Below are 23,518 nucleotides of genomic sequence, written 5' to 3' on the forward strand. Positions count from 1 at the left end.
GGGGGACGAGGCCGTCCTACACATCGAGCGACAAATTATGTTGAATGATAATGATTGTCAATTGAGAAAGAGAACTAATGCTCCGTAAAGGTGCGAATCGAGAACTGCGACACACCGCCACACCCCGGCCCCCGTTGGCGATCCTGCCCGCTGACTAATTATTTGCAGACGTCATCCGTTCTCATTGGTGAATGGCTTCGGGCGCACAGCCCCGGCCAGACAGCATTCCGCAAGCCTTGCGCGGTCGGCACAGACCACGCCCTGCACGCCCTCGACCGGCGTGACGCAGCCCCTCGATTCCACTAGCAAGCCGAATTCAGGCAGGAAACCTCATGACCGACGCGTTCGAACTCCCCAGCACTCTGGTCCAAGCCCTCCAGCGCCGTGCGGCACACACGCCGGAGCGCCTGGCCCTGCGCTTTCTCGCCGAAACCGAGGAGCAGGGCGTGGTGCTCAGTTACCGCGAACTGGATCAACGCGCGCGCACCATTGCTGCCGCATTGCAGGCCCAGGCTGAGTTCGGTGATCGCGCGGTGCTGCTGTTCCCCAGCGGCGCGGATTACGTCGCGGCGTTTTTCGGTTGCCTGTACGCCGGGGTGATCGCGGTGCCGGCTTATCCGCCGGAGTCCGCCCGTCGTCATCATCAGGAACGCCTGCTGTCGATCATTGCCGATGCCGAACCGCGTTTGCTGCTGACCAGCGCCGACCTGCGCGATGCCTTGCAACATATCGAAGGCGCGCCGCCGTTGCTGTGCGTCGATACGCTCGACAACACGCTGGCCGAGTCTTGGATTGAGCCGACCCTGCCGCAGGACCACATCGCCTTTCTGCAATACACCTCCGGTTCTACCGCGCTGCCCAAAGGCGTGCAGGTCAGCCACGGCAATCTGGTGGCCAACGAGCTGCTGATTCGCCACGGTTTCGGCATCGACGTAAACCCCGACGACGTGATCGTCAGCTGGCTGCCGCTGTACCACGACATGGGCCTGATCGGCGGATTGCTGCAGCCGATTTTCAGCGGCGTGCCGTGCATCCTGATGTCGCCGGCGTACTTCCTCGGTCGTCCGTTGCGCTGGCTTGAAGCGATCAGCCAATACGGCGGCACCATCAGCGGCGGGCCGGATTTTGCCTATCGCTTGTGCAGCGAGCGGGTCAGCGAATCGGCGCTGGAACGACTCGACCTGAGCCGCTGGCGCGTGGCCTATTCCGGTTCCGAACCGATCCGTCTCGACACCCTCGAGCGCTTCGCCGAGAAGTTCACTCCGTGCGGCTTCAGCGAAGACAGCTTCATGGCGTCCTATGGTTTGGCCGAAGCGACCCTGTTCGTTGCCGGCACACCGCGCGGCACCGGTATTCCTGCGCTGCGTGTCGACGATCTGGCGCTGGCGCAAAATCGCGCCGAGCCGGGTGACGGCAGCCCGATCATGAGTTGCGGCATCAGCCAGCCTGAGCACGCGGTGCTGATCGTCGATCCGGGCAGCCTGCAAGAACTCAATGACAATGCGGTCGGCGAAGTCTGGGCCGCCGGCCCGAGCATCGCCCACGGCTACTGGCGCAATCCCGAGGCCAGCGCCAGGACCTTCGTCCAGCACGCCGGCCGCACCTGGCTGCGTACGGGTGACCTGGGCTTCATCCGCGAGGGTGAACTGTTCATCACCGGGCGCCTGAAAGACATGCTGATCGTGCGCGGTCACAACCTCTATCCGCAGGACATCGAGCAAACCGTCGAGCGTGAAGTGGAAGTGGTGCGCAAAGGTCGCGTCGCGGCATTCGCGGTCAATCAGGGCGGTGAAGAAGGCATTGGCATCGCGGCGGAAATCAGCCGCAGCGTGCAGAAAATCCTGCCGCCCGAAGCACTGATCAAAGCCATTCGCCAAGCGGTGGCCGAGGCCTGCCAGGAAGCGCCGAGCGTGGTGGTGCTGCTCAATCCGGGCGCGCTGCCGAAGACGTCCAGCGGCAAGCTGCAACGCTCGGCGTGCCGCACACGTCTGGCCGATGGCAGCCTCGACAGCTACGCGATGTTCCCGTCCGCCGAGGTGCAAAATACCGAATCGACCCTGGCGGCTTCCGAGCTGGAAGCCCTGATCGGCAAGCTCTGGGCCGAGCAACTCAATCTCAAACAGGTCAACGCCGACGACCACTTCTTCCTGCTCGGCGGCAACTCGATTGCAGCAACTCAAGTGATCGCCAAGGTGCGCGAAGAACTGGGCCTGGAGCTGAACCTGCGTCTGCTGTTTGAGGCGCCGACCCTGTCCGCATTCGCCGCTGCCGTGGCGCAACAGCAACAGGACGGCGGCAGCGCCCAAGGCGAAATCACCCCGTTGTCGCGCACTGAAGCACTGCCGCAATCGCTGGCGCAAAACCGTCTGTGGATCACCTGGCAACTCGATCCGCACAGCGGCGCCTACAACATTCCCGGCGCCCTGCGTCTGCGTGGCGAGCTGGATGAAGATGCGCTGCGCGCCAGCTTCCAGCAACTGATCGAACGCCACGAATCGCTGCGCACGCGCTTTTTCGAGCGTGACGGTGTGGCGCTGCAACAGGTCGAGGCGGCGCCTGAATTCAATCTGCAACTGATTGACCTCAGCGACTTGCCAGTGCACGAGCGTGAAGCCCGCGCGCAACAGATCCGCGAAGACGAGGCGCGCACTCAATTCGACTTGGAAAAAGGCCCGCTGCTGTGGGTCACACTCGTACGCCTCGACGACGAGGATCACCAGTTGCTGGTGACGCTGCACCACATCATCGCCGACGGCTGGTCGCTGAACGTGCTGATCGATGAATTCTCGCGCCTGTACGCCGCGACCTCCCACGGTCAGCGCGCCGAACTTGCGCCGCTGCCCACCCAATACGCCGACTACGGCAGCTGGCAGCGCCAATGGCTGGCGCAAGGCGAGGGCGAGCGACAACTGGCGTACTGGAAAGCCCAACTGGGCAACGACCATCCGGTGCTGGAACTGGCCACCGATCACCCGCGCTCGGCCAGACAATTGCACAGCGCCGCGCGCCACAGCGTGCGCCTCGGCGTGAGCCTCAGCGACGCGATCAAGCAGACCGCGCAGGCGCATCAATCGACGCCATTCATGCTGTTGCTCTCGGCCTTCCAGAGCCTGCTGCACCGCTACAGCGGTCAACGCGATATCCGCATCGGCATCCCCAATGCCAACCGTCCGCGCCTGGAAACCCAGGGCCTGATCGGCTTCTTCATCAACACCCAGGTACTGCGTGCCGAGGTTGATTCACGGCAGTCGTTTGTCGAGTTGCTGGCGCAGACCCGCGAGGCCGCGCTGGGGGCTCAGGCCCATCAGGATCTGCCGTTCGAACAACTGCTCGAAGCGTTCCCGCAGGCTCGCGAACAGGGACTGTTTCAGGTCATGTTCAACCACCAGCAACGCGACCTGAGTGCGCTCAAACGTCTGCCGGGTCTGCTCGCCGAAGAGCTGCCGTGGCACAGTCGCGAAGCCAAGTTCGACCTGCAACTGCACAGCGAAGAAGATCGCAACGGACGCCTGACCTTGTCCTTCGACTACGCCGATGAACTGTTCGAGGCGGCGACCATCGAGCGTCTGGCCGAACATTTCAGCAACCTGCTGCGCGCCGTCTGCGAGCAACCGCAGCAGGCGATCGGCGACCTGCCATTGCTGACGCCGTGCGAGCACGAACAGCAACAAGCATGGAGCATCGCCCCCTGCACCCCGGCGCAACACTGGCTGCCGGAACTGCTCAACGAACAGGCGCGGCAGACCCCGGAACGCACCGCTTTGGTGTGGGACGGTGGCAGTCTCGATTTCGCCGAATTGCACGCCCAGGCCAACCGTCTCGCGCACTACCTGCGCGACAAAGGTGTGGGTCCGGACGTGTGCGTGGCGATTGCCGCCGAGCGTTCGCCGCAACTGCTGATCGGCCTGCTGGCGATCATCAAGGCCGGTGGCGCTTACGTGCCGCTGGATCCGGAATACCCGGCTGAACGTCTGGCCTACATGCTCAGCGACAGCGGCGTCGAACTGTTGTTGACCCAGACTGCCTTGCTCGAACGTCTGCCGGCCAGTGACGGTGTCAGCGTGATCGCCATGGACGCGTTGCACCTGGAAAACTGGCCGAGTCAGGCACCGGGTCTGCACCTGCACGGTGACAACCTCGCCTACGTGATTTACACCTCCGGCTCCACCGGGCAACCGAAAGGCGTCGGCAACACCCACGCCGCATTGGCCGAACGGCTGCAGTGGATGCAGCACAGCTATCGCCTGAATGACAGCGACGTGCTGATGCAAAAGGCGCCGATCAGTTTCGACGTATCGGTGTGGGAATGCTTCTGGCCGCTGATCACTGGCGCGCGCCTGCTGATCGCCGCCCCCGGTGAACACCGCGATCCGCATCGTATCGCGCAGCTTGTTCAAGAATATGGCGTGACCACGCTGCACTTCGTACCGCCGCTGCTTTCGCTGTTCATCGACGAACCGCTGAGCGCCGAATGCACCAGCCTGCGTCGGGTGTTCTCCGGCGGTGAAGCGTTGCCGGCGGAACTGCGCAACCGCGTACTGGCGCAACTGCCGGCGGTGCAACTGCACAACCGTTACGGCCCGACCGAAACCGCGATCAACGTCACCCATTGGCACTGCACCAGCGCCGATGGCGAACGCTCGCCGATTGGCCGGCCGCTGGGCAACGTGATCTGTCGCGTGCTCGACGCCGAGCTCAATCCTGTGCCGGCCGGTGTACCGGGTGAACTGTGCATCAGCGGCATCGGTCTGGCCCGGGGTTACCTCGGTCGTCCGGCGCTGACGGCCGAGCGCTTTGTGGTCGACCCATTGGGCGAGCAGGGCGCGCGTCTGTACCGCACCGGTGACCGTGCTCGCTGGAGCGCTGACGGCGTGATCGAATACCTCGGCCGTCTCGATCAGCAGGTCAAACTGCGCGGCTTCCGCGTCGAGCCGGAAGAAATCGAAGCGCGCCTGCTGGCTCAAAACGGCGTCGCCCAGGCCGTGGTGCTGGTGCGCGAAACCGTGGCCGGCGCGCAACTGATCGGCTACTTCACCGCTGTCGATGCCGGCGAAGATCAGCACATGCAGATCGCCCGCCTGAAAACCGCGCTGGCCGCCGAGCTGCCGGAATACATGGTCCCGGCGCAACTGATGCGTCTGGACGCAATGCCCCTGAGCCCGAGCGGCAAACTTGACCGTCGCGCCTTGCCTGAGCCGCAGTGGCAAGTGCGTGAACACGTCGAACCGGCCACCGAGCTGGAACAACAGATCGCCGCGATCTGGCGTGAAGTGCTGGGTCTTCCACGGATCGGTCTGCGCGACGATTTCTTCGCCCTTGGCGGGCACTCGTTGCTGGCCACACAAATCATCTCGCGTAGCCGTCAGGCCTGTGACGTCGAGCTGCCGTTGCGCGCCTTGTTCGAGCACAGCGAGCTCGGTGACTTCGCCGAACAGATCCGCCTGATCCAGGCCAGCGGCCAGACCAACCAACAGCCGCCGATTGCCAAAGTCGATCGCCGCCAGGCGGTACCGTTGTCGTACTCGCAACAGCGCATGTGGTTCCTCTGGCAGATGGAGCCGGACAGCCCGGCGTACAACGTCGGCGGCATGGCGCGCCTGCGCGGCGTGTTGCACGTCGAGCATTTCGAGGCGGCGTTGCAGGCGTTGATCCTGCGCCACGAAACCCTGCGCACCACATTCCCGAGCGTCGATGGCGTGGCCCGTCAGCAGGTGCATGCCGAGACCGGCTTGCGCATGGGCTGGAAGGATTTCTCGAAACTGCCGGCAGACCAGCGTGAACAGAACGTCCAGCAACTGGCCGATGACGAAGCGCATCTGCCGTTCGACCTGGAAAGCGGCCCGCTGCTGCGCGCCTGTCTGGTGAAGACCGCCGAGCACGAGCATTACTTCGTGCTGACCCTGCATCACATCGTCACCGAAGGCTGGGCGATGGATATTTTTGCCCGCGAGCTCAGCGCGCTGTACGAAGCGTTCGTCGATGAGCGCGATTCGCCGCTTGAAGCGTTACCGGTGCAGTACCTCGATTACAGCGTCTGGCAGCGGCAGTGGCTGGAGTCCGGCGAACGTCAGCGCCAACTCGACTACTGGACCGCGCAACTCGGTCGCGAACATCCGCTGCTGGAACTGCCCGGGGACCGTCCGCGTCCGCCGGTGCAAAGCCATCAGGGTGAACTGTTCCGTTTCGACCTCAGTGATGACCTCGCCGCCCGCGTCCGAGCGTTCAATGCGCAAAACGGTCTGACCCTGTTCATGACCATGACCGCTGCGCTCGCCACCTTGCTCTACCGCTACAGCGGCCAGACCGACCTGCGCATCGGCGCGCCGGTGGCCAACCGAATCCGCCCGGAAAGCGAAGGGCTGATCGGCGCGTTCCTCAACACCCAGGTGCTGCGTTGCCAGCTCGACGGGCAGATGTCGGTCGGCGAGTTGTTCGAGCAAGTGCGCCACACCGTGATCGAAGGCCAGTCGCATCAGGACCTGCCGTTCGATCATCTGGTCGAAGCGCTGCAACCGCCACGCAGTGCGGCGTACAACCCGCTGTTCCAGGTGATGTGCAACGTGCAGCGCTGGGAGTTCCAGCAGAGCCGCATGCTCGCCGGGATGACCGTCGAGTACCTGGCCAACGATGCGCGGGCGACCAAGTTCGACCTCAACCTGGAAGTCACCGACCTCGACCATCGTCTCGGTTGCTGCCTGACCTACAGCACCGATCTGTTCGATGAACCGACCATTGCGCGCATGGCCAAACATTGGCGCAACCTGCTGGAAGCGTTGATCGCCGATCCGCAACAGCGTCTGAGCCAGTTGCCGCTGCTCGACCCGACGGAGCAGCAACACCTGCTTGACAGCCTCGGTGTCGAACCGGGCGAACGGCGTCTCGATCAATGCATCCATCATCTGTTCGCCGAGCAGGCGCTGGCGCGCAAAGACGCGCCGGCGCTGACGTTCGCCGGGCAGACGTTGAGCTACGCCGAACTCGATGCCCGCGCCAATCGTCTGGCCTGGGCCCTGCGCGAGCGTGGGGTCGGTCCGCAGGTGCGGGTCGGTCTGGCGCTGGAGCGCTCGCTGGAAATGGTCGTCGGCCTGTTGGCGATTCTCAAGGCCGGTGGCGCTTATGTGCCGCTGGACCCGGAATACCCGCTCGACCGTCTGCATTACATGATCGAAGACAGCCGCATCGGTCTGCTGCTCAGCGACCGGGCGATGTTCAACGCCCTTGGCGATTTGCCGTCGAGCGTGGCGCGCTGGTGCCTGGAGGATGACAGCGCGGCACTGGCCGATCACCCAGCCACTGAGCTGCCATTTATCAGCCTGCCACAGCATCAGGCCTATCTGATTTACACCTCGGGTTCGACCGGCCAGCCGAAAGGCGTGGTGGTGTCCCACGGTGAAATCGCCATGCATTGCCAGGCGGTGATCGAACGCTTCGGCATGCGTCCGGACGACTGCGAACTGCACTTCTATTCGATCAACTTCGACGCCGCCACCGAGCGTCTGCTGGTGCCGTTGCTCAGCGGCGCGCAGGTGGTGTTGCGGGCGCAAGGGCAGTGGGACGCGGAGGAGATCTGCGACTTGATCCGCACTCATCGGATCAATGTGCTCGGTTTCACCCCGAGCTACGGCAGTCAGCTGGCGCAATTCCTCGCCACACAGAATGAAACCCTGCCGGTGCGGATGATCATCACCGGTGGCGAAGCACTGACCGGCGAGCACCTGCAACGGATTCGCGCCGCATTCAAACCGAGCCTGTTCTTCAACGCCTATGGCCCGACTGAAACCGTGGTCATGCCGCTGGCCAGTCTGGCGCCGGGAGTGCTGGAAGAGGGCGCCGGCAGCGTGCCGATCGGCAGCGTGATCGGTGACCGTGTGGCGTACATTCTCGACGCCGATCTGGCACTGGTGCCGCAAGGCGCGACCGGTGAGTTGTTCGTCGGCGGTGCCGGTCTGGCCCAGGGCTATCACGACCGTCCGGGCATCAGCGCCGAGCGTTTCGTGGCTGACCCGTTTGCCGCCGATGGCGGGCGCATGTACCGCACCGGCGATCTGGTGCGCCAGCGTGCCGATGGGCTGGTGGAATATCTGGGGCGGATCGACCATCAGGTGAAAATCCGTGGTTTCCGCATCGAGTTGGGCGAGATCGAAACCCGTCTGCTCGATCACCACTCGATCCGCGAAGCGGTGGTGCTGGCGCTGGATGCGCCGAGCGGCAAGCAACTGGTGGGCTACCTGGTCAGCGATGTCGCCGAACAAAGCGAAACCCACCAGGCCGAGTTGCGCGAAGCACTGAAGTCACACCTCAAGGCGCAACTGCCGGATTACATGGTGCCGACGCACCTGATCCTGCTGGCGAGCATGCCGCTGACCGCCAACGGCAAACTCGACCGCCGCGCCTTGCCGGCGCCGGATCCCGAGCTGAATCGTCAGCACTACGTCGCCCCGAGCAGCGAGTTGGAGCAGACCCTGGCACAGATCTGGTGCGAGGTGCTCAACGTCAAACAGGTCGGTCTCAATGACAACTTCTTTGAGCTCGGTGGCGACTCGATCCTGTCGATTCAGGTGGTCAGCCGGGCGCGGCAGCAAGGCATTCATTTCAGCCCGCGGGATCTGTTCCAGCATCAGACGGTGCAGACCCTGGCCGCTGTCGCCAGCCGTAGCGAGCAAGTCACCGCCGAGCAGGGACTGGTGGTCGGCGAGTCGGCCATGACGCCGATTCAGCACTGGTTCTTCGACACTGAAATCCCCGAGCGTCAGCACTGGAACCAGGCGCTGCTGCTGGAGCCGAGCGTGGCGCTGGAACCGCATCGTCTGGAACAGGCGCTGCTGACGGTGATCGAGCAGCACGACGCCCTGCGTCTGCGTTTCACCCAGGTCAACGATCAATGGCAGGCCACGCATCAACCGGTGTCCGACGCCGAGGTGTTGTGGCAGGTGCGGGTGGCGGCGATGGACAAGTGCGCAGCGCTGTTTGCCGATGCCCAGCGCAGTCTCGATTTGCAAAACGGCCCGCTGCTGCGCGCCTTGCTGGTCGATGGTCCCGAAGGGCAGCAACGCCTGTTTATTGCGATCCATCACCTGGTGGTCGACGGTGTGTCGTGGCGCGTATTGCTCGACGACCTGCAAACCGTGTATCGCCAGCTCGACGCCGAACAGTCGGTAAAACTGCCGGCAAAAACCAGTGCCTTCAAAGACTGGGCGGCACGTTTGCAGGCATACGCCGGCAGCGAATCACTGCGTGAAGAACTGAACTGGTGGCAAACCCAGCTGGCCGGATCGAACGCCGATCTGCCGTGCGAAAACCCGCAGGGCGGACAGCAGAATCGTCATGCGCAAACCGTCAGCGTGCGCCTGGATGCCGAGCGTACCCAACAACTGCTGCAACAGGCACCGCGCGCCTACCGCACGCAGGTCAACGATCTGCTGCTGACCGCGCTGGCCCGCGTGCTGTGCCGCTGGAGCGGGCAGCCGTCGGCGTTGATTCAACTGGAGGGCCACGGCCGCGAAACCCTGTTCGACGAGATCGACCTGACCCGCACCGTCGGTTGGTTCACCAGCGCCTATCCATTACGCCTGACCCCGCACAACATCGAAGAGGCCGCCGGACAGGGCGCTTCGATCAAGGCGATCAAGGAGCAACTGCGCGCCGTGCCGCACAAAGGCCTCGGTTATGGCGTGCTGCGTTATCTCGCCGATGACCTCAGCCAGCGCAGCATGGCGGCGTTGCCGAATGCTCCGGTGACCTTCAACTACCTCGGCCAGTTCGACCAGAGTTTCGCCAGCGATGCGCTGTTCCGTCCGCTGGATGAGCCGGTCGGTGCAGCCCACGATCCGCAGGCGCCGCTGCCCAACGAGCTGAGCATCGACAGTCAGGTGTATGGCGGTGAACTGTTGCTGCGCTGGACTTTCAGCGCCGAACGTTATGACGCGCAGACCATCAGTGACCTGGCCGACGCTTACCTCGGCGAGCTGCAAAGTCTGATCGAACATTGCCTGCAGGACGAGGCCGGCGGCCTGACGCCGTCAGACTTTCCGCTGGCGAAACTGACCCAGGCGCAACTCGATGCCCTGCCGGTGCCGGCGGCGCACATCGAAGATGTCTACCCGCTGACGCCGATGCAGGAAGGCATGTTGCTGCACACCTTGCTCGAGCCGGGCACCGGTCTGTACTACATGCAGGATCGCTACCGCATCAACAGCGAGCTGGATCCCGAGCGTTTCGCCCAGGCCTGGCAAGCGGTGGTCGCCCGTCATGAAGCGTTGCGTGCATCGTTCTGCTGGAACGTCGGCGAAGACATGCTGCAAGTGATCCACACGCCGGGGCGCACGCCGATCGAGTACCTGGACTGGAGCGCCGTTGCCGAAAAAGAGCAAGAACCGAAGCTGCAAGCGCTGCTCAAAAGTGAGCGCGAGGCCGGGTTCGATCTGCTCAATCAGGCACCGTTCCACCTGCGTTTGATCAAGGTCGGCGCGGCGCGCTACTGGTTCATGATGAGCAACCACCACATCCTCATCGATGCCTGGTGCCGCTCGCTGCTGATGAACGATTTCTTCGAGATCTACACCGCCCTCGGTGAAGGTCGCGAAGCACAGTTGTCGCTGCCACCGCGTTACCGCGACTACATCGGCTGGCTGCAACGCCAGAGCCTGGCCGAGGCACGCCAGTGGTGGCAGCAGAACCTGCGAGGGTTCGAGCGCACCACGCCGATCCCGAGCGACCGGCCGTTCCTGCGTGAACATGCGGGTGAAAGCGGCGGCATGATCGTTGGTGACCGCTATACCCGATTGAACGTTGAAGATGGCGCCCGTCTGCGCGAGCTGGCCCAGGCCCATCAACTGACCATCAACACCTTCGCCCAGGCGGCATGGGCCTTGGTGCTGCGACGCCTGAGCGGTGATCGTGACGTGCTGTTCGGCGTGACCGTGGCCGGGCGCCCGGTGGAAATGCCGGAGATGCAGCGCACCGTCGGCCTGTTCATCAACAGCATCGCGCTGCGGGTGCAGATCCCGGCGGACGATCAGCGCGCCAGCGTGCGGCAGTGGTTGAGCGGGCTGCTCGACAGCAACATGCAACTGCGCGAGTACGAATACCTGCCGCTGGTGAACATTCAGGAGCAGAGCGAACTGCCGAAAGGCCAGCCGCTGTTCGACAGTCTGTTCGTGTTCGAGAACGCGCCGGTGGAAGTCTCGGTGCTGGACCGAGCGCAGAGCCTCAACGCGACTTCGGACTCCGGCCGTACCCACACCAACTTCCCGCTGACGGCGGTGTGCTACCCGGGCGATGACCTCGGTCTGCACCTGTCGTATGACCAGCGTTACTTCGACGAGTCGACCATCGAACGCATGCTCGGCGAGTTCAAGCGTCTGTTGCTGGCGCTGGTCGATGGTTTCCATGGCAACATGGCCGACCTGCCGCTGGTGGGCCACGAGGAACAGGACTTCCTGCTGCACGGCTGCAACCAGAGCGCGCACGATTATCCGCTGGAGCACAGCTACGTGGCGCTGTTCGAAGCACAGGTCGCGGCGTATCCGCAGCGCATCGCCGCCACTTGCCTCGACCAGCAACAGAGCTATGCCGAGCTGAACCAGAACGCCAACCGCCTCGGCCATGCACTGGTCGCCGCCGGGGTGCAGTTGGATCAACCGGTAGCGTTGCTGGCCGAACGTAATCTGGATCTTTTGGGGATGATCATCGGCAGCTTCAAGGCCGGTGCCGGTTACCTGCCGCTGGATCCGGGCCTGCCGAGCCAGCGTCTGCAGCGGATCATCGAGCTGAGCCGCACGCCAGTGCTGGTGTGCAGCGAAGCCTGCCGCCAACAGGCGCAGACTTTGCTCGATGAGTTCAGCTGCGCCAACCGTCCTCGGCTGTTGGTCTGGGAAGAAGTGCTGGCGCTGGCGACATCGCTGCAGAACCCGGGGATCTACAGTGGCCCGGACAACCTGGCCTACGTGATCTACACCTCAGGTTCGACCGGGTTGCCGAAAGGCGTGATGGTCGAGCAGCGCGGCATGCTCAACAACCAGTTGAGCAAGGTGCCGTACCTGCAACTGACGGACGCCGACGTGATCGCGCAGACCGCTTCGCAAAGCTTCGATATTTCGGTCTGGCAGTTCCTCGCCGCGCCGTTGTTTGGCGCGCGGGTGGACATCGTGCCGAACGTCATCGCCCACGATCCGCAAGGCTTGCTGGTGCATGTGCAAGCGCAGGGCATCACCGTGCTGGAGAGCGTGCCGTCGCTGATTCAGGGCATGCTCGCCTCGGAACGCCTGAGCCTCGACGGCCTGCGCTGGATGCTGCCGACCGGTGAAGCGATGCCGCCGGAACTGGCGCACCAATGGCTGCTGCGTTATCCGGACATCGGTCTGGTCAACGCTTACGGCCCGGCGGAATGCTCCGATGACGTGGCGTTCTTCCGCGTCGACCTGGCCTCGACTCGCGGCAGCTATTTGCCGATCGGTACGCCGACCGACAACAACTTGCTGTACCTGGTCGATGGCGCGCTGGAACTGGTGCCGCTGGGCGCGGTGGGTGAGTTGTGCGTGGCCGGAACCGGCGTCGGTCGCGGTTACGTCAGCGATCCGTTGCGCACCGCGCCGGTGTTTGTGCCGAACCCGTTCGGCGCGCCGGGCGAGCGTCTGTATCGCACCGGAGACCTCGCGCGGCGGCGCAGTGACGGGGTGCTGGAGTACGTCGGCCGGGTTGACCATCAGGTGAAGATTCGCGGTTACCGCATCGAACTGGGTGAAATCGAAGCGCGTCTGCACGAACAACCGGAAGTCCGCGATGCGGCGGTCGGCGTGCAAGAGGGGGCGAACGGCAAGCACCTGGTCGGCTATCTGGTCGCGGCGGATTCGGCGCTCAACCCGAGCGAACGTCTGGAGCGGATCAAGCAACGCCTGCGCAGCGAACTGCCGGAATACATGGTGCCGCTGCACTGGTTGTGGCTCGATCAGCTGCCGCACAACGCCAACGGCAAACTCGACCGCAAGGCCTTGCCGGCGCTGGAGATCGGCCAGTTGCAGAGCGAGGATTACCTGGCCCCGCGCAACGAACTGGAGCAGACCCTGGCCGACATCTGGGCCGAAGTGCTCAAGGTCGACAAGGTCGGGGTACGCGACAACTTCTTCGAGCTGGGCGGGCATTCGTTGCTGGCCACGCAGATCGCCTCGCGGGTGCAGAAAACCCTGCAACGCGATGTGCCGCTGCGAGCGATGTTCGAGTGCAGCACGGTGCAGGAACTGGCCGAGTACATCGAAGGCCTGGCGGCGAGTGACATGACCGAGGACAAGGTGGATCGCTTGAATGATCTGATGGCGGAGCTGGAAGGCTTGTAAATCTTCAGCGCCTGTTCCGGCCCCATCGCTGGCAAGCCAGCTCCCACACGTTTCATGGTGAGCACATAATTTGTGTACACATTCGATCACTGTGGGAGCTGGCTTGCCAGCGATGGCGTCAGTGCATTCAACACCGATAAACCGGCATATTCACGTACATATCCAGGGTTGACGATCAACAACCGGCATCTCAGTCTGCCGGTTCTCTTTTTCATCGCGGGGGTGGTCGATGCCTTTCTTCACGGTTGACGGACAAGCGCTGCACTACATTGATCAAGGCACCGGCCCGGCCGTGTTGCTGGCGGGCAGTTATCTGTGGGACACGGCCATGTGGGCGCCGCAGATCGCTGCACTGTCACCGCACTACCGGGTGATTGCGCTGGATTTGTGGGGCCATGGTGAGTCCGGGCGTTTACCTTCAGGCACCACGTCGCTGGATGACATCGCGCGGCAAGTCGAGGCCTTGCTCGATCATCTGGGTATCGACCGGGTCACATTGATCGGATTGTCCGTCGGCGGTATGTGGGGCGTACGCCTGGCCTTGTCGGCACCGCAGCGGCTCAATGGCCTGGTGCTGATGGATACGTACGTTGGCGTGGAGCCGGAACCCACCCGCCAGTACTACTTTTCGCTGTTCAAGCAAATCGAGGAAAGCGGCGAGATCTCCGAACAATTGCTCGACATCGTGGTACCGATCTTCTTCCGCCCGGGCATCGATCCGCAGTCGGCGCTGTATCAGGACTTCCGCGCGAAACTGGCGGCGTACACCGCGGATCGCCTGCGCGAAAGCATCGTGCCCATGGGGCGTATCACCTTCAGTCGGGATGACCTGCTGCCGCGTCTGGGCGAATTGAATGCCGCAACCACGCTGGTGCTGTGCGGCGATCAAGACAAACCGCGACCGCTGTCCGAAGCACAGGAAATGGCTGAATTGATCGGCTGCCCGTGGGTGCTGGTGCCGGAGGCGGGGCATATCTCCAGTCTGGAGAATCCGCAGTTTGTTGCTGAGGTGTTGTTCGCCTTCCTGGCTGAGCGACATTGAAAAAGATCGCAGCCTGCGGCAGCTCCTACAGAAAACTCGTTCCCCTGTAGGAGCTGCCGCAGGCTGCGATCTCTTGATCTGGCTTATTTCGGCCCGAGAATCTTCGCCAACTTGTCCGGTGAAGGCGCGCCTTGCTGCTGTTGCAGCTCACCCTTGTCATCCATATAGAAAATCGCCGGCGTCGCCTGGAGTTCCAGGTCTTCCATCAACTGCATGTTGGCGGCCAGTTTGGTCTGCACCGCTTTTGGAATGTCTTTCAAGGGCTTGAGGGTGCTGGCCTTGCCGGCCTTTTCGTGGTCTTCCAGGGCTTTGGCCGGATCTTTCGCGGCCAGCAGGGCGGCGGATTTGGCCGGGCTGTCTTCGCGGATGATCCCGACCATGATGTGCCGCAGTTGCACCTTGCCGGCCTTGACCCATGGCCGCGCCTGTTCCCAGAACATGTTGCAGTACGGGCAGTTCGGATCGCTGAACAGGTACACGGTACGTGGCGCATCCTTGTTGCCGTCCTGAATCCAGTTGCTGGCTTCGAACTTGCCCCAGATTTCCTTGGCCATCGGCGCGTAGACCAGTTTTTGCAGCGGTTCGCTGCTCAAGTCCTTGCCGTCGGCGTCGTACAGATTGCCGAGCAACACATGCTGGCCGTCCGGCGTCAGGTACAGCGCCATGCCACGGTTCTGGTACTGCGCCGCATAGCCGCGCAAGCCGTCCGGGGCGTCGAACTGGCCGACGATTTTTGCGCCCTTGGCTTCGATCTGCTTGATCGCGGCGGGCAATTCTTCGGCAGCCTGCACCGACGGCAGGTGCAGCAGGGCAGTGCCCAGGGTCAGCGTCAGCAGGTGGCGGAGGCGGGGCATGGCAGTTTCCTTGCAGAGGTGGCCGGTGCGGCGGTTGGATTCGGGGTGTCGAAATTTTCCAGGGCGCGGGCCAGGCTGGCGTTCGACAGTTCGCCCAGATGGCTGCTCAGCAAGCGGCCGTCAGGGCTATAGAACAGCGTAGTTGGCAGTGCCATGGAACCCACGGCCTGGCCGAGTCGGCCACTGCGGTCGAACAGCACGTTGTTCAGGCTCAGGCCCTGGGTTTCAAGAAAAGTCGCAACGCTTTGCATGCTTTCGGCCTGATTGACGAACAGAAAGGTCAGGTCCGGGCGTTGTTGTTGCGCATTTTCCAGCACTGGCATCTCGCGCCGGCACGGCGGGCACCAGGTTGCCCACAGGTTGATCACCAGCGGGCCGCCCTGATAGTCGCTGAGCTGGATGGTCTCGCCGGCGGCGTTGCGCAGGGTGATGTCCGGCAGGCGCGTGCCTTGTTCGTAGATATTCAGTGACAGGGTCGCCAACAGCCAGAACACTACGCCACTGGCCACGCCAAAACCCAGTGGCCGACGCAGCCCCGGGCGACGCCAGCCGCGATAGAGAGCGGCGAGCAGCAGCACGATCACCCCCGGCCAGGCGAGGAAACCACCGTCGCGCAGGTCGATGATCTGCCACGGATCGTTGCGATAGTGGCCCCAGTACAGGGCGACAAATGCCACGCGCGCCGCGAGCATGCCCAGCAGGAACAGGCTGAACAGCGCCGACTCGGGGTTATCGCCACCACGCTTGGCCACCCGCCAGCCGACAAAGGTCGCCAGCGCCAAGGCACTGATCAGCAACAGGTGGTTGAGCGCGATGGCAAAGGTGCCGAGGGTGAACGTCAGCATTTAATTGGCGTCTCGGGTGGTGGTCCAGCGTTGCAGGAACGTCTCGGCATCCACCTCACCGGTGATGCGCTGGCTGCGTCGTTCTTCGCCGTCGGTGCCGATCCAGACAAAACTCGGTGGCCCCGGGACCTTGTAGCGGCCGAGCAGCTCGCGGCTGGCGGCATTGTCGGCAGTGACGTCGAGGCGCAGCAGGCGCACATCGCTCAGCGCCTGCATGACCTTGTCCTTACCGAACACCTGTTTCTCCATGACTTTGCACGACACACACCAGTCGGCGTAGTAATCGAGCAGCACCCACTTGCCCTGAGCCTTGGCGCTATCCAGTTCGCGCTGCAGGGCTGCCGGATCCTTGATCGTGGTGAACGCGTCATGCCCGCTCGGCGTGCTGTTGGCGACCCGACCGGCGCTGTACACCTGCAACGGTTGATACGGGTCGTCACTGCCGCCAGCGGCACCGATCATCAACAGGCTGCCCCACAGACCGAGCAACAGCGAACTGGCGCCGAACACCTGGGCGACGCGGCCGAAGCCTTCCGATTGCTTCCAGGCGCAGAACGCCGCGATCAGCAGCAGCGCGCCGCACAGTCCCAGCCACAGCGACGAGTCCAGCACCGGGCGCAACATCAGCAGCGCGGTCGCGAGGAACAGGAAACCGAAGATGCCTTTGAGCAGGTTCATCCATGCCCCGGGTTTGGGCAGGAAGCGGTTGCCGACGGTCACCAACAGCAACAGCGGTACACCGATGCCGATGCCCAGCGCGAACAGAATCAAGCCACCGTGCAGCGCATTGCCGCTCTGCGCGATGTACAGCAAGGCGCCGGCCAGCGGTGCGGTCATGCACGGGCCGACCAGCAGACCGGACAACGCGCCGAGCGCTCCGGCGCCGATCAGGCTGCCGCCGTTACGGCTGCGCGAAGCGTGTTCGAGGCGATCACGCAAGGCCACCGGCAATTGCAATTCGAAGAAGCCGAACATCGGCAGCGCCAACACCACGAAAATCGTCGCAAAGGCACCCAGCAGCCACGGATTTTGCAGCCACGCCTGCAGGTTGGCGCCGAGCAACGAGGCGATCACACCCATCGCGGCATACACCAGCGCCATGCAGATCACATAGCTGCTGGCCAGGGCGAACCCACGGCGCGGGGTGGCGCCGCTGCCGACAATCATGCCCGCCAGAATCGGCAGCATCGGCAACGAACACGGGGTAAACGCCAGCAACAGGCCGAGGCCGAAGAACACCAGCAGGCTCCAGCCCAGCGCCCGTTGTTGCAGGCTGCTGGCCAAGGCTTGATCCGGCGCTTCAGCACTGGCCGTTGGCGTTGCTTTGCCGCCCAGGTCAATGACCCGGGTCTGCGGCGGATAACACAGGCCGGCATCGGCGCAGCCCTGATAGCTGACCTTGATCTGACCGCTGGCCGAGGCCGGGACTTTCACTTCCAGCCCTTGGCGATACACCGGTTGTTCACCGAAGAATTCGTCACTGTGCGACTCGCCCTCGGGCAACGACGGCTGCTGCTCTGCCGACAAACCGTCGAATTTCAGGCGTTTCTGGTACAGGTAATAGCCGTCGGTGATCTGCCAGAACAGCTGGGTTTCCCCGGATTCCAGGCGTTCGGAGGTCAGCACGAAGGCTTTGTCGACCGGCAGAAATTCCGGTTTGGTCTCGAATGGATTGTTCCCGGCCTGGGCCAGGCTGGAGATCAGCAGTGCAAACAAAAGAAAAAAATGACGCATGGAGGAGCCTTGTCCCTGTGCAAGTCTGGTGCACAGTGGCGGGTGGCGATTAACCGATGATTAACCGCCCCGCACGATGTCGGATGGGCGACCCGACGCCGATTCACTGGTGCCTGCGAGTGGCTCAGTCCTTCAGCAGTCCCGGCCAGGTTGAGTCGGAGATTGTATACGGGCCAAATACTTTTTTCGCGTTCTGTTCATAACGCAGGTAGCGGTTGTCGTTCAGGAAAACATAAAAGTAAGTGTCGAAGGTCGGGTAGTCATTGGTGACGGCTGTCATCATTTGGCTTTTATATTCTTCCAGCGATGCCCAGGGCGAACCTTTTAGAGGTAGTAGTTCCAGGGTCTTTGAGTATATTTCGTAGATCAGATAGTTTCCGTCATTTAACAAGAACCAGTAACTCTCTCTTTGTGCAGTGCTTTCAGCCCACATGACGCCAACGATTTTGTCGTAGTAAGGCAATATTTTTTCCCACTTTGATTTTGCGATGGGGGTTTTCGAGAGTGCCTTGTCGGATTGTTGGCTGAACTCACAAACGGAGGGTGTTGTTCCTTCGTCGTAGAACAGCCAGAGCGTGTCGACGCCACCGTTCCAGTGGGTGGTCGTTGTGGTAAAGCCAAAGCGCAAGTCTGCAGCGGTCTTGTCGAAGCCTTCCCATTTGCCATCCACCGGCTTGGGGAAGCCGGAAAGTACTTTGTTATCCTCGAAGTCGAAACGGGAATAACTGTTTTTCTCCGGGAAGAAGAAATAAATGCGGTCGGGGCCGGTGCGCCAGTCAACGGCTACGAAGTTTTTTGTAATGCTCATCATGGTTCCTTTAATAGGTTGGTATGTGTTTTTGAAGTTTTGATTGGTTGTATGTAACTTGCGATGGAGAGGTTATTTTTTAGTTGTGGGTTTGTATAGTTTGAAGGTGTTTGATTTCATGTCGGCTAGTTTGTTTTTATGTTGATTGAGCCTTGTTCTTGCGCAAGTTGTCTGTTGGCAGTTTTGAGTCCGGACCCGGCGAACAAGCGAGTCGCTGCCGTGTTGGTTGTCGCCCTGCCATAATTGCGGCTTAATCCTGTTCTGTTCGACTTGCCTTTTATTTCAGGGAACCACCATGCACGTACTGGTTTGCGAAGACGATGAGTTGATCGCCAGTGGCATCGTCGCCGGCCTGACAGCCCAAGGCTTGACGGTCGAGCACGTCAATACCGCCTCGAAAGCACGGGCGATGCTCAAGGTCGCCGAATTCGACGTGATGGTGCTCGATCTTGGCCTGCCCGACGAAGATGGCCTCAAGTTGCTGCAACAACTGCGTCAACAGGGCCTGGAAATTCCGGTGCTGATCCTGACTGCGCGCGATTCGGTGACCGACCGGGTCGACGGCCTGCAAGCCGGGGCTGACGATTACCTGCTCAAACCCTTCGATCTGCGTGAATTGTTCGCGCGCCTGCAAACCCTGCTGCGCCGGGTCGCCGGGCGTAGCGTCAACCTGATTGAGCACGGTGCGCTGACCTACGATCCAAGCAGCCGCGAAACCACTCTGGCCGGGCAACCGGTGGACCTGTCGCGCCGCGAGCAATCGCTGTTGCAGGCGCTGTTGCACAACCGTGGCCGGGTGTTGTCCACCGAGCAGTTGAAGGACAGCGTCTACGGCTTCAATGATGAACTGGAGAGCAACGCCCTCAACGTGCATATCCACCACCTGCGCAGCAAACTCGGCAAGGGCATCGTCGAAACCGTGCGCGGTCTGGGTTATCGCCTTGGGCCGGCCGATGGTGGAGAACAACAGAAGTGATGAGCCTGCGTCTGCGCCTGAGCCTGACCCTCGGCGCCGCGTTTGCCCTGATCTGGGCCCTCGCCGCTGCCTGGATGCTCAGCGACTTGCGCAATCAAATGATGTTTTCCCTCGATCAGCGGCTGGTGGCTTCGGCGCGCATGGTCGCCGGGCTGCTGGAGCAACTGCCGGCGCTGCCGAGCAAGGGCGAGGGCACCCATTTCAGCGCCGAACAATTGAACATTCCCGGCGGCATGGCGTGTCAGGTCAGTTCGTTGCGCGGGGAGATTCTCGCGCGTAGTCACAGCAGTCCCGAGCAAACCCTGGAAGCAGAAAAAATGGGCTTCCATGACCAGATGATCGATGGCGCGCCGTGGCGCAGTTTTACCCTCGCGCGAGGCGACGTGCGGATCACCACGGCTGATCGGCAGATTGAACGCGAAGCGCTGAACATGTCGATCCTGCTGGCGGCCTCGGTGCCGGTCGGCGTGGCGTTGCTCGGTTGTCTGTGCCTGTTGTGGCTGGGCATCGGCCAGGGCCTGGCGCCGCTCAATCGGCTGCGCGAAGCACTGATGCGACGTAATGCCGACTCGCTTGAGCCGCTGCAATTGCAATCGTTTCCCAGCGAACTGAAACCGTTGCTCGATACGCAGAACCAGCTGTTCCAGCGCATCGGCAAGACCATCGAGCGTGAACGCCGCCTGACCGGTGACGCCGCGCATGAACTGCGCAGCCCGCTGACCGCGATCAAGACCCACCTGCAAGTGGCGCGCATGACCGAAGGCAGTGCCCGCGATCAGTCGCTGGCGCGGGCCGAGGAGGGCGCAGACCGCATGCACCGCACGCTGGAGCAACTGCTGTTGCTGGCGCGGGTCGAGGGCAGTCTGTCGTTCGATGATGGCGTGCAGTGCAGCGCCGAGCAGGTGGCGAAACTGGCGATGCAGGATGCAGCGGGCGGTGAGCGTCAGCGCATCAAACTGCACTTGCCCAAGCAGCTCTCCAGTGCGCCGGTGCAAATGCCGGCGGTGCTGTCGATTGCCGCGTTGCGCAATCTGCTCGACAACGCCCTGCGCCATACCCCGGCGGATGCTGAGGTCGAGCTGAGTCTGGAAACGGTCGGCCAACGCGCCCGTTTTGTGGTGCGCGACCACGGCCCGGGGATTGCGGCGCAAGATCTGCAGCACCTGACCCAACGCTTCTGGCGCAACGGCCAGAGCACCGGCTGCGGCCTCGGCCTGGCCATCGTCCAGGCTATCGTCCAGCGCTGCGCCTGCACCCTGCATTTCGACAGCCGCGCGGATGGGCTGCGCGTTGAGCTGACCATGCCGCTGCAATCCCTCTGAAAACACTTCCCCCCTGTAGGAGCTGCCGCAGGCTGCGATCTTTTGATTTTGATTTTTTCAAGATCAAAAGATCGCAGCCTGCGGCAGCTCCTACAGGGGATTTTTGTTGGTCTACATCAAATGTAACTTCTCTCCATTAGTGATTCACAGCTCTCGGCGCTAAGGTCGGGGCTGCTCTGACTCAATGGATTGAGGGAACGCGCCATGCAAGCACCGATCTGCATTCGTCCAGCGAAACCTGCCGACGCCGGCCTCATCAGTCGCATCATCGAGCGTTCGATTCGCGTCGGTTGTGCGCTGGAACACCGCAACGACCCGCAGCAGGTCAACCGCTGGATTGACCGGCAATCCGCCGACATCATCAGTGCGCGCCTTGCCGACTCGCATTGCTACCTGAACGTCGCACTGCTACAGGACAAACCGGTGGGGGTCGGCATGGCCACAGCCAGCGGTGACATCGGCTTTTGCCATGTGCAGCCGGAATGGTTTCGCCGTGGCGCAGGACGTGCGCTGATGAGCGACCTGGAGGGCTGGCTGCGGATTCGTGGCGTGCCGCAGGCGTGCATCGCCAGCACCCGCAGTGGCGCGGCTTTTTATCGACATCTGGGCTATTGCGATTCGGCGCCACCCGCCAGCGATCAAGGCTTGCACCGCGTGACGCTGTACAAGCCGTTGGCATTGCCTGGCTGACAACTTGATCAAGGGTCTAAATCCTCGCCCCGCTTAAGCGTTTCCAGAACAGGAAAACCTGCATGTGCGCCCCGCGACCGGAACGCGCACCTGTGCGGTGTGCTGTTTTGGTCACTATCCATAGCGTATTGAGGGGTCGAGAGATGTCAGTCGCCACCAGCCTTATCGAAGAGTCGTCGGGGCGGATCACCGCCGCGCCGGCCGAAACCCTGTACCAGTTCAACGAATCGCCGCTGCTGGCCCGACAGAGCCAGCAGGAATCCAATGCCCGCAGCTACCCACGACGCATTCCGCTGGCCCTCAAACGCGCCAAGGGCCTGTACGTCGAGGATGTCGAAGGCCGTACGTTCATTGACTGCCTGGCCGGTGCCGGCACGCTGGCCTTGGGGCATAACCACCCGGTGGTGATCGAGGCGATCCAGCAAGTGCTCGCCGATGAGCTGCCGCTGCACACCCTCGACCTGACCACGCCAGTGAAGGATCAATTCGTCCAGGACCTGTTCGGCCTGCTGCCGTCGGCACTCGCGGCCGAGGCGAAAATCCAGTTCTGCGGGCCGACCGGCACCGATGCGGTGGAAGCCGCGCTGAAACTGGTACGCACCGCCACCGGGCGCAGCACGGTGCTGTCGTTCTCCGGCGGTTATCACGGCATGAGCCAGGGCGCCTTGAGCCTGATGGGCAGCCTGGGGCCGAAAAAACCGCTGGGCGCCTTGCTCAGCAACGGTGTGCAATTCATGCCGTTTCCGTACGACTACCGTTGCCCGTTCGGTCTCGGCGGCGCAGCCGGGATCAAAGCCAACCTGAGTTATCTGGAAAACCTGCTCAACGATCCTGAAGCCGGCGTGCAGTTGCCAGCAGCGGTGATTGTTGAGGCGGTGCAGGGCGAAGGCGGGGTGATTCCGGCTGATGTCGAGTGGCTGCGCGGTTTGCGCCGGATTACCGAGAAGGCTGGCGTGGCGCTGATCGTCGATGAGATCCAGAGCGGTTTCGCCCGTACCGGCAAAATGTTTGCCTTCGAACACGCCGGTATCGTCCCCGACGTGGTGGTGTTGTCCAAAGCCATCGGCGGTAGCCTGCCATTGGCGGTGGTGGTCTATCGCGACTGGCTCGACACCTGGCAACCGGGTGCCCACGCCGGCACCTTCCGTGGCAATCAGATGGCGATGGCCGCCGGTTCCGCGGTGATGCGTTATCTGCTCGAACACAAGGTCTGCGAACACGCTGCCGCCATGGGCGAACGCCTGCGCGAACACCTGCGCATCCTGCAACGCGACTTTCCGCAACTGGGCGACATTCGTGGTCGTGGCTTGATGCTCGGCGTCGAGCTGGTTGACCCGAACGGCGCGCCGGATGCTCTCGGTCACCCTCCCGCGTTCGCGCGTCTGGCACCGCTGGTGCAGCGTGAATGCCTCAAGCGTGGGCTGATTCTCGAGCTGGGCGGCCGGCATGGCGCGGTGGTGCGCTTCCTGCCGCCGCTGGTGATCACCGCCGCCGAAATCGACCGCGTCGCCGAGATCTTTGGCCGGGCCTTGGCCGCTGCCACTGGCGCTGAGTAAATTTTTCGCAGCGCCGAACGTTCATTCTACATAACCGGCTGCACTCGGCTGCAGCCCACCCTCACAACGATGGAGAACCAGCATGACGTCAGTATTCGACCGCGAGGACATCCTCTTTCAGGTCGTGGTCAACCACGAAGAGCAATACTCGATCTGGCCGGATTACAAAGCCGTGCCGCAAGGCTGGCGCACCGTGGGCAAGAGCGGCCTGAAGAAGGAATGCCTGGCCTACATCGAAGAGGTCTGGACCGACATGCGTCCGCTGAGCCTGCGCCAGAAGATGGAAGGGCAGACGGCTGCTCAGTAATCTGACAGGTAAAAACAAACCCGCTGGACTGGTGACAGTCAGCGGGTTTTTTC

The 23,518-nt window shown here is 62.6% G+C and carries 11 protein-coding genes; 7 read left to right on the forward strand and 4 right to left on the reverse strand.

The genetic code is table 11. From position 1 onward, the window contains the following. Window positions 1-332: 332 nt before the first annotated feature. A complete protein-coding gene (locus tag KVQ82_RS10265; RefSeq protein WP_222018781.1) occupies window positions 333-13,331 on the forward strand; it encodes a non-ribosomal peptide synthetase in 12,999 nt (4,332 codons plus the stop codon). A gap of 229 nt (window positions 13,332-13,560) precedes the next feature. Further along, entirely contained in the window at window positions 13,561-14,373 is an 813-nt protein-coding gene (locus KVQ82_RS10270) for an alpha/beta fold hydrolase (RefSeq protein ID WP_222018782.1), read from the forward strand. A gap of 83 nt (window positions 14,374-14,456) precedes the next feature. Here the strand turns inward: KVQ82_RS10270 and dsbG are convergent, their stop codons facing one another. From dsbG to KVQ82_RS10290, 4 genes are all read right to left on the reverse strand, one after another. Then, window positions 14,457-15,227, reverse strand: coding sequence for a thiol:disulfide interchange protein DsbG (gene dsbG, locus KVQ82_RS10275; RefSeq protein WP_095668687.1), 771 nt, complete (start codon window positions 15,225-15,227; stop codon window positions 14,457-14,459). After that, entirely contained in the window at window positions 15,203-16,072 is an 870-nt protein-coding gene (locus KVQ82_RS10280) for a TlpA disulfide reductase family protein (RefSeq protein WP_095668688.1), read from the reverse strand. Before KVQ82_RS10280 ends, dsbG begins: the two co-directional genes overlap by 25 nt. After that, window positions 16,073-17,806: a protein-disulfide reductase DsbD gene (gene dsbD / locus KVQ82_RS10285; protein ID WP_222018783.1), complete on the reverse strand. Its 1,734-nt coding sequence runs from the start codon at window positions 17,804-17,806 to the stop codon at window positions 16,073-16,075. Window positions 17,807-17,930: 124 nt separating this feature from the next. Further along, window positions 17,931-18,614 carry a hypothetical protein gene (locus KVQ82_RS10290; RefSeq protein ID WP_222018784.1) on the reverse strand — a complete coding sequence of 228 codons (684 nt, stop codon included), beginning with the start codon at window positions 18,612-18,614 and terminating at the stop codon, window positions 17,931-17,933. Window positions 18,615-18,909: 295 nt separating this feature from the next. Here KVQ82_RS10290 and KVQ82_RS10295 point away from each other — a divergent pair, with 295 nt between their 5' ends. The 5 genes from KVQ82_RS10295 to KVQ82_RS10315 all read left to right on the forward strand — a co-directional run bounded on the left by KVQ82_RS10295 (window position 18,910) and on the right by KVQ82_RS10315 (window position 23,465). After that, window positions 18,910-19,590, forward strand: a complete 681-nt coding sequence (locus KVQ82_RS10295) for a response regulator (protein ID WP_007969056.1) — start codon at window positions 18,910-18,912, stop codon at window positions 19,588-19,590. Then, window positions 19,590-20,912: an ATP-binding protein gene (locus KVQ82_RS10300; RefSeq protein ID WP_108183372.1), complete on the forward strand. Its 1,323-nt coding sequence runs from the start codon at window positions 19,590-19,592 to the stop codon at window positions 20,910-20,912. Before KVQ82_RS10295 ends, KVQ82_RS10300 begins: the two co-directional genes overlap by 1 nt. A 204-nt stretch (window positions 20,913-21,116) precedes the next feature. After that, window positions 21,117-21,602 (forward strand): GNAT family N-acetyltransferase, encoded by a 486-nt coding sequence (locus KVQ82_RS10305; protein ID WP_041069716.1) that lies wholly within the window; start codon window positions 21,117-21,119, stop codon window positions 21,600-21,602. A gap of 143 nt (window positions 21,603-21,745) precedes the next feature. Next, the gene (locus KVQ82_RS10310) at window positions 21,746-23,158 is read left to right on the forward strand and encodes an aspartate aminotransferase family protein (protein WP_222018785.1); all 1,413 of its coding nucleotides are present in this window, start codon (window positions 21,746-21,748) and stop codon (window positions 23,156-23,158) included. Window positions 23,159-23,240: 82 nt separating this feature from the next. Beyond that, the gene (locus KVQ82_RS10315; RefSeq protein WP_047295362.1) at window positions 23,241-23,465 is read left to right on the forward strand and encodes an MbtH family protein; all 225 of its coding nucleotides are present in this window, start codon (window positions 23,241-23,243) and stop codon (window positions 23,463-23,465) included. Window positions 23,466-23,518: the final 53 nt, after the last annotated feature.

This window comes from Pseudomonas sp. AO-1, assembly GCF_019775695.1.
In the GTDB taxonomy this organism is placed as follows: domain Bacteria; phylum Pseudomonadota; class Gammaproteobacteria; order Pseudomonadales; family Pseudomonadaceae; genus Aquipseudomonas; species Aquipseudomonas parakoreensis.